Below are 7,190 nucleotides of genomic sequence, written 5' to 3'. Positions count from 1 at the left end.
AACAAACCAAAATGTACAGACATTAGGAACTCGTGCTGATAAAGCAGATCAAGGTATTGCTCAAAATACTGCTGATATCAAACAAACAAATACTAATCTTGATACAACAAACCAAAATGTGCAGACATTAGGAACTCGTGCTGATAAAGCAGATCAAGGTATTGCTCAAAATACTGCTGATATCAAACAAACAAATACTGATCTCGCTACAACAAACCAAAATGTGCAGACACTAGGAACTCGTGCTGATAAAGCAGATCAAGGTATTGCTCAAAATACTGCTGATATCAAACAAACAAATACTAATCTCGCTACAACAAACCAAAATGTACAGACATTAGGAACTCGTGCTGATAAAGCAGATCAAGGTATTGCTCAAAATACTGCTGATATCAAAAGGACTGTTAAATATACTGATGATTTACATAATACTGTAAATTTAAATGCTAAATTAACAGGTATCACAAATGGTTATATATCTACTACATCTCAAGATGCAGTAAATGGATCACAACTTTATCAATCTAATTTAAATGCTAAAAACTATACTGATTCACAAGTTCAAAACTTATCTAATAGCTTTAGTCAAAGATTCAACCAACTGGATAAGAAGGTTAATTCAGGTGTTGCCTCTGCTTTAGCGGTAGCATCTCTTGGACAACCTATTAGAGAGGGTTCTACAGCAATTGGTATTGCAACTGGATCATGGAATAACAGTACAAATATAGCTATTGGTGCAAGTGGTATTACTTCTGAATCAACGCTTTTTGGTCGTCCTGTTAATTATATTTGGAAAGCTGGAGCCACAAGTGACTTTAAAGGAAATTCTGGTGGTGGGGCATCTGTAATGGTTGATTTTTAATATCAATATATTATATGCAATTTTGGTAATTATTACCTATAATTTCTGCTTTTTTAAACAAAAAAGAGTAAACCTCAATCAGTTTACTCTTATAAAAATTGGTATTACTAATAGTAGAAGATAGGTTTAATCTAAATTGAACGGCAGAAAATTCTAATGCCCCCTCAAAGTGGTTAAATTTTTTATAGAGTTATTAACATGGTAATAATTTTTTTAGTTCTTTTTTAGCACTTTCTAAGTTTGATGCCTGATTAAACCACTTAATAGCTTCAGTATTACTTTGACTTACACCCAATCCAAGCTTATATAGCATTCCTAAACTATATTTAGCTTGCTCCAACCCTTGTTTTGCAGCAAGTTCTAGCCATTTATTTGCTTTTAGATAATCTCTTTGAGTATTTGAATCAAGCAGATATAACATTCCTAAACTATATTGAGAAATATCTAAGCCTTGTTTTGCTGATAACTTATACCATTTAAACGCTTTATTTATATTCCTAGATACACCAAGACCATTCTCATAAAAAGAAGCGACATTATATTGAGCTAAAGCTAGCCCTTGATCTGCTGCCAAGCAAAACCACTTAAATGCTTCTACATAATTTTGTTGAATGCCATTCCCATCTCTGAGACATACAGCTAAATTATATTGGCTAACTCTATCTGAATATATTTCTAACATAGATTTATTCCTTTCAACCTATTTCTAAATTAGAAAAATCAAATTAGCACAGTGTATTAACTAGATACAATCAGTTTGGTTTTCCAAGAGTACTTCTTCCAAGCCCATAATTTTCCAATATTTTTTTCAGTTTTAAACTTGATATCTTGATGCGCATTTTTACATTCTGAAGGTGATGGCATTTCATCAGAAAATATAAATAAAAACTCGCCTCCTATAGCTTGAATATAACTCTCGGTTTCAGTAATCAACGTTGGATATGATGTGAGATTAAATACTTTTGTATCATTCATGATCGTAGCCCCTTATTTATTTTAGAATCACATATTGGATATTTATAGTGCAGATCTTTCTTGTTCGCTATTCAATTTTCTCTGAATTTTATTTTGTCTTTTAAATTTTAATTCAGACTTTTTTTCCTCTATTTCTTTTAAAGCTTGTTTCCTAAAATATTCTATTTGTTCCTTAATGGAAAACCTTTTTAACTCTTCTTCTGTTAATTTTTTCATAAAAACCCTCTATCTATTTTGCTAGGAGATAAAATTTTTATTTGGTAAATTTGAATAATTTTTACTCTATCGTAAATCAGCTAAAGATTACAGATTTTTTAGCTTGTTACACTACAAATATTTGCGCGTTTAACATAATGGCCGTTATACGATATTGCAACTACTATTAGTTGCAATATCGTCAAAAAGTAACTATTATTAGTTGCTATAGTAGCAGGACTAGAAACTAGAATATGGGTAAAACGGAAAAGTTACTTGAAAAACTCACAAATTCAAAAAATACATTTTCGTATAAGGATTTAGTTGTTTTACTGAATCAGCTAGGCTATGAAAAGTTTGAAATGGCAGGCTCTCGTGTTCGTTTTTTTAATGATAAAACTAAACATATGATTTTACTGCACCGTCCACATCCTGAAAATGAAATCAAAGGTGGGGCATTGAAAGCTGTAAAACAAGCACTCAAGCAGGAGGGATTTTTATGAGTTATTTAAAATATAAGGGCTATCTCGGTACAATTGAACCTGATCTTGAAACAGGTGAACTATCTGGGAAACTTGCCTTTATGCGTGATCTTATTACCTATGAAGCAGAAACATTAAAAGCCCTTGAGCAAGCTTTTCAGGAGTCTGTAGACTGCTATTTAGAGTCATGTACTGAATTAGGCAAAGCCCCTGACCAACCTTTTAAAGGTACATTTAACGTTCGTATCAGCCCTGAAATGCATCGTAAGGCAGTTTTAGCATCAAGTAACTCTCTTAATGCTTTCGTAAGTGAAGCGATTCAAGAAAAACTAATACGTTTAGGTGTATAATTTCTTAAAAAATTAGCAAAAGTGGGAGCATTAGCTCCCATTTTTGACTTCGGATAATGTGTATTATGTTAATTTTAGGGAAACTTTAAAGTATTTAAATAAAATATATGAACTTGATTTCAGCAGTATTATTAAATGAACATCCCATCAGAGGATGTATTCAGGATGGAAATGGAAACATTAAACCATTTCCTATTTTTGCTATTGATGGGCTTCCATTAAATATATGGATAAGTAAAAACACTAGTTTTAAGGACGCAAAGTCTTCCGTTCCAGCACAGGGGTGGCTATATGATTTTGACAATAGTTTTCCTTTGAGGAATGCCTGGAAACTATTAAAACCTGAAACTTCTGAATATGGTGCAGTATCCACTGTCATACCAATTTTAATTTGTCCTGATGATTTAGATCTTGTCTGCAACGTAATTATGATTGAACAGATGGTGACTGAATCAGAAGTTCAATGGATTCGATTCGGAGTCGCATGGAATAATATGAATGACCTTGTAACATCAGTAGTTTGGGAACAACAGTTTTCATCTCCTGTTTTAACATTCAAATTAAGTGATTTTGAAGAAGCATACAATAATTTGAAAATTTTAGATAAAGCTTGGAATGAGGAAATTTAACATAATGGACATTACCCGAACTCTTTCTTAATTAATTTTTGTATTTCAGTACCTTAAACATTTTACATAATGCCAAAAACATCAAAAAAGCCGACTCGGAAACATGTCGGCTTTTTTTTAGGCGGTTTTGGTAGTTATTGCTAGTAAAGTAGGTTAAAAAGAACACAGAAATATTCTTATATATAAAAATATTTTATATTATTGAAATATCTATATGTTTATATAAATTATAGTGTATTAAAATTAATTTTTATGGACATATATGTTTAATAACCAATATCTTGTAGGTGGACTTTTATTATTCACTTCTATTTTTGCAAATGCAGACATGAATGAAGACTTTTTTAAAAGGAACACCTCAAAACTAGGTGTTTCTACTCTATCATCAGGAATTCAATATGAAATTCTTGAATCAGGTCTAGGTGGTATACCTAATAATCAACATAAAATTCATTTCTCATATACAGTTAGAAATCTTGATTATTCCACTCGAATAGAGATGGCTGAAAAAGAAGTTAATCTATCTGATTTAAATGAACCAATGATTGAAGCAATTAAAACTATGAAAAAAACGGGGAAAAGTCGATTCTTTATTCCTGCATCAAAAGCATCTAATTTTGATAAGTTAGATAAAAACATTCCTTCAAATATTCCTTTAATTATAGACATTCACTTGCATAACTTTTTATAAATAGTCATGAAAAATGGCTCCTTTATCTGAGATAAAGGAGCCATTTTTGCCCACCCTCTTGTGTGTATTTTTATATTTATATGTCTTTATTTTGTATTGGGCAGATACATCATATGACAACCTGAATCCTGCTTAATCCACAGAGGTCATAATTTGAATGCTTGGCTTGTTTTTATGGCTAAGCTGATAAGCACATAGAGATGCATATATGCCTGCAAGATAGCCAGCAATACTACGTGCCTTACTCGTTACCAAATGGTATTGCCCTTTAAGCAGGCTAAATAGCGTTTCAATCTTATTACGTTGCTTCAAGTGATATTCATCTGTTTGAGACAATTCAATGGATTGCATGTTTTTGCGATGATAGGTAATCAGATCAATATGTTGCTCTTTCAGTCTACTTTTAAGGTCTTGACTGAGATAACCTCGATCTGCATAGAGTTTAGTATGTAATCCTATCACAAGCTGTTCAACCATTTTAATATCAGCAACGTGTCCATTGGATAAAATAGTATTGACCATCTCACCTTCTGCATTCATCACTACATGTAGTTTGCAACCAAAGAACCAGCCCATTGAACTTTTCCCTCTTGTTGCAATATCACTTAGGGATTTATGACGTTGTATACGCTGATTCTTACACACAGGCAGAGTGGTTGAATCAATCCAGAGGCATGAATTCTGTCTGTCTTTCATCAAAGTAAAATGTAAGGCATGTATTGCAAGCTGATGCATATTGATTAGGTTAATCATGCGCTGATAGCAAGGTAAGTATCTAAATAGATTAGAGTAATTGTAACTTATAGAAGTATAAAATGCTTTAAAATTATTGAAGTGTGAGGTCTTGTACCATATGGCAATTAGAATAATTTCAGACAGGCTCAAGTTTGTGGATCTAAGTCTTATACGAGCTTTTACCTGTTTGAGGTACTTCCAATAAACCGATTCAAATTTTAAAAAGAAATCATCAATTGTGCAGAACAAAGCTGTAATATCATTCATCAGGACTAGGGCTATTTGTTAGTGTGGTAACTCAACTCATGGCTCTAGTTCTATCTTTTTTCAATCTTATTCCTTAAGCAGGATTCGGGTTATGACAATCTTTTTTTGATGAAAAGCATATATTTTTGATTTTATATGAGAAAAAACTATTAAGATTTAATCACTACTTGATAAATTCAATAAAAAAAGCCCATCAATTTTTTGATGAGCTTTTTTCTAAGATTTTAGAAAATTAGATGGGACTTATATTTTCTGCTTGTAAACCCTTTTGACCTTGAGCAACTGTAAACTCTACATACTGGCCTTCGGATAAGCTTTTGAACCCATCAGATTTAATATTTTTAAAATGAGCAAATACATCTTGTCCATCTTGCATCTGAATAAATCCAAATCCTTTGCTGTCGTCAAACCATTTAACAACGCCATTTTGTACATTTGACATAAATATGTCCTCTTTCTAGTAAAATTCTAGAAAATTGAAATTTCAAATTAGAGACGTAGAGATTTTATAATAAATACTGCGTAATTATGATGAAGAAACAAAATTCTAGTGAGTGGATATAGTATTAAGACTATATAATTAGATTAGTCGATACATTTGGTTAAATGAGGTAAAAAAACTTTTCCCATCTAAATTTAAACCAACTTCTTGCCCAGATTCTAAGAGGATTTTTTTTCCAACCTCTACATTCATGAACCCTGTTGAAGTATTTTGTCGCTTTTCATTAGGAATAATTTTTACATTGATTTTATCGCCATTGATGGCAATAGCTATACGATTGATTATTTTTTGCAATTTATACCAGTTCATGCACACTTCAATAAGTGTGCTATTTTTCATAAAAGTAAATACTATCTAAAATTTGTTAATTTCTAAAAAATATATGATAAATGAAGTGCTCTAGCACATTCAATATTCAACCACCTTATATGATTAATCGTTAAAATGCAAATTAAATATTTTCTTTAATTTCCAATATTTTTTTATCTATGATATCTTAAAAATAATTTCTTATTTTTAAATCATGTATAAACCATATCTTAACTTCTATATTTAAATCATATTTTATTTAATTTTATGCTTCATCCTATATTGAAAATATTTAATTAAATTTAAGTTAAATAGGTTGATTTTATATGTATGAAAATAAAATAATTACTTTGCAAGAGCCCAACTCTCTATATAAATTTAAAATTATAAATATCATAGAGATATATATAATTTCAGGGAGACGGCACTCTTATTCTTTATGGATAAATGACCGTACAAATGAAATCATTAATTGTATCGTTTATTATAATCTTGATAAGGCAAATATAAATGATGTTGTTAAGCTAAATAATATAGATTATAAAGTTATTGATGTATTTAATAATAAAAATGAAGAAAATAAAGATATACTTATTTAAAGTCTAAATATCTTTTAATTTTGTAAAATCTGTTGATAAATGATCAATTTTATTTTTTATTATCCTAATTAAAAGATCACTCAAAAAATAAATAAGCAGATCAAGCACTGAAATAAGATGCACTAATGTAGAAATAACATTTAGAAATGCTGCAACAGTATCTAAAAATGAAGAAACAAAATGGCTTTATGTTGAAACAATCAAATTTTATGCTGCAACAATTCAGCAAATATTGAGAAACAGCATCAAAAAATGTTGTAACAAAACCGAGTTTATGCTGCAACAGCATGATTTATATTGAAACAATGCAAGGAATCACTAAAAACGCAATAAAAAAATTTTGTAACAGTTTTTATTTTCATATTTTTCTAGGGATTGTTTGATCCGTCTAAGTCACTTTTTATTTCTATATATCTATTTGATTATATTTACTTTTAATTGTATTTAACACTCTGTTTCGTGCGCTTTTCGGGGTCGAGGGGAAGCTCCCCTCGCTCATGGAATAATTTAAATAAAATTTATTTTTTAAAATTGTGTAGTGAGTACTCTTTTGGGGCTCCCAAAGATCGAGCGGCCTGTTATGGTGGTCTCTTC

General features: G+C 30.6%; 12 protein-coding genes. 6 read left to right on the top strand and 6 right to left on the bottom strand.

Translation table 11 applies throughout. The features are described from left to right. A partial coding sequence (locus I2F23_RS13370) for a hypothetical protein (RefSeq protein ID WP_407648032.1) occupies positions 1 to 862 on the top strand: 862 nt, incomplete at its 5' end. Positions 863 to 1,055: 193 nt separating this feature from the next. On the opposite strand, the gene I2F23_RS13365 is transcribed toward I2F23_RS13370, so the two are convergent. From I2F23_RS13365 to I2F23_RS13355, 3 genes are read right to left on the bottom strand one after another with little or no spacing between them, the layout of a single operon-like run. After that, entirely contained in the window at positions 1,056 to 1,544 is a 489-nt protein-coding gene (locus tag I2F23_RS13365) for a tetratricopeptide repeat protein (protein WP_195773073.1), read from the bottom strand. 56 nt (positions 1,545 to 1,600) lie between these two features. After that, entirely contained in the window at positions 1,601 to 1,837 is a 237-nt protein-coding gene (locus tag I2F23_RS13360; RefSeq protein ID WP_195773072.1) for a hypothetical protein, read from the bottom strand. A gap of 42 nt (positions 1,838 to 1,879) precedes the next feature. Continuing rightward, the gene (locus I2F23_RS13355) at positions 1,880 to 2,053 is read right to left on the bottom strand and encodes a hypothetical protein (protein WP_195773071.1); all 174 of its coding nucleotides are present in this window, start codon (positions 2,051 to 2,053) and stop codon (positions 1,880 to 1,882) included. A gap of 233 nt (positions 2,054 to 2,286) precedes the next feature. Here I2F23_RS13355 and I2F23_RS13350 point away from each other — a divergent pair, with 233 nt between their 5' ends. From I2F23_RS13350 to I2F23_RS13335, 4 genes are all read left to right on the top strand, one after another. Then, entirely contained in the window at positions 2,287 to 2,535 is a 249-nt protein-coding gene (locus I2F23_RS13350; RefSeq protein ID WP_195773070.1) for a type II toxin-antitoxin system HicA family toxin, read from the top strand. Continuing rightward, positions 2,532 to 2,864, top strand: a complete 333-nt coding sequence (locus I2F23_RS13345) for a type II toxin-antitoxin system HicB family antitoxin (RefSeq protein ID WP_195773069.1) — start codon at positions 2,532 to 2,534, stop codon at positions 2,862 to 2,864. Before I2F23_RS13350 ends, I2F23_RS13345 begins: the two co-directional genes overlap by 4 nt. A gap of 107 nt (positions 2,865 to 2,971) precedes the next feature. Beyond that, entirely contained in the window at positions 2,972 to 3,493 is a 522-nt protein-coding gene (locus I2F23_RS13340) for a hypothetical protein (RefSeq protein ID WP_195773068.1), read from the top strand. Between the two features lie 262 nt (positions 3,494 to 3,755). Beyond that, positions 3,756 to 4,184 carry a peptidylprolyl isomerase gene (locus tag I2F23_RS13335; protein ID WP_195773067.1) on the top strand — a complete coding sequence of 143 codons (429 nt, stop codon included), beginning with the start codon at positions 3,756 to 3,758 and terminating at the stop codon, positions 4,182 to 4,184. A gap of 132 nt (positions 4,185 to 4,316) precedes the next feature. On the opposite strand, the gene I2F23_RS13330 is transcribed toward I2F23_RS13335, so the two are convergent. The 3 genes from I2F23_RS13330 to I2F23_RS13320 all read right to left on the bottom strand — a co-directional run bounded on the left by I2F23_RS13330 (position 4,317) and on the right by I2F23_RS13320 (position 5,997). Beyond that, positions 4,317 to 5,186: an IS982 family transposase gene (locus tag I2F23_RS13330; protein ID WP_195773066.1), complete on the bottom strand. Its 870-nt coding sequence runs from the start codon at positions 5,184 to 5,186 to the stop codon at positions 4,317 to 4,319. A gap of 232 nt (positions 5,187 to 5,418) precedes the next feature. Continuing rightward, entirely contained in the window at positions 5,419 to 5,628 is a 210-nt protein-coding gene (locus I2F23_RS13325; protein WP_023272873.1) for a cold-shock protein, read from the bottom strand. 138 nt (positions 5,629 to 5,766) lie between these two features. After that, complete coding sequence (locus I2F23_RS13320; protein WP_040331909.1) at positions 5,767 to 5,997, bottom strand: hypothetical protein; 231 nt, start codon at positions 5,995 to 5,997, stop codon at positions 5,767 to 5,769. 326 nt (positions 5,998 to 6,323) lie between these two features. Between I2F23_RS13320 and I2F23_RS13315 the strand changes: the two genes are divergently transcribed. Further along, positions 6,324 to 6,596, top strand: coding sequence for a hypothetical protein (locus tag I2F23_RS13315; RefSeq protein WP_195773065.1), 273 nt, complete (start codon positions 6,324 to 6,326; stop codon positions 6,594 to 6,596). The last annotated feature ends 594 nt before the right edge of the window (positions 6,597 to 7,190 follow it).

This window comes from Acinetobacter pollinis (assembly GCF_015627175.1).
In the GTDB taxonomy this organism is placed as follows: Bacteria; Pseudomonadota; Gammaproteobacteria; order Pseudomonadales; family Moraxellaceae; genus Acinetobacter; species Acinetobacter pollinis.
This window is presented reverse-complemented; position numbering and strand designations above follow the sequence as displayed.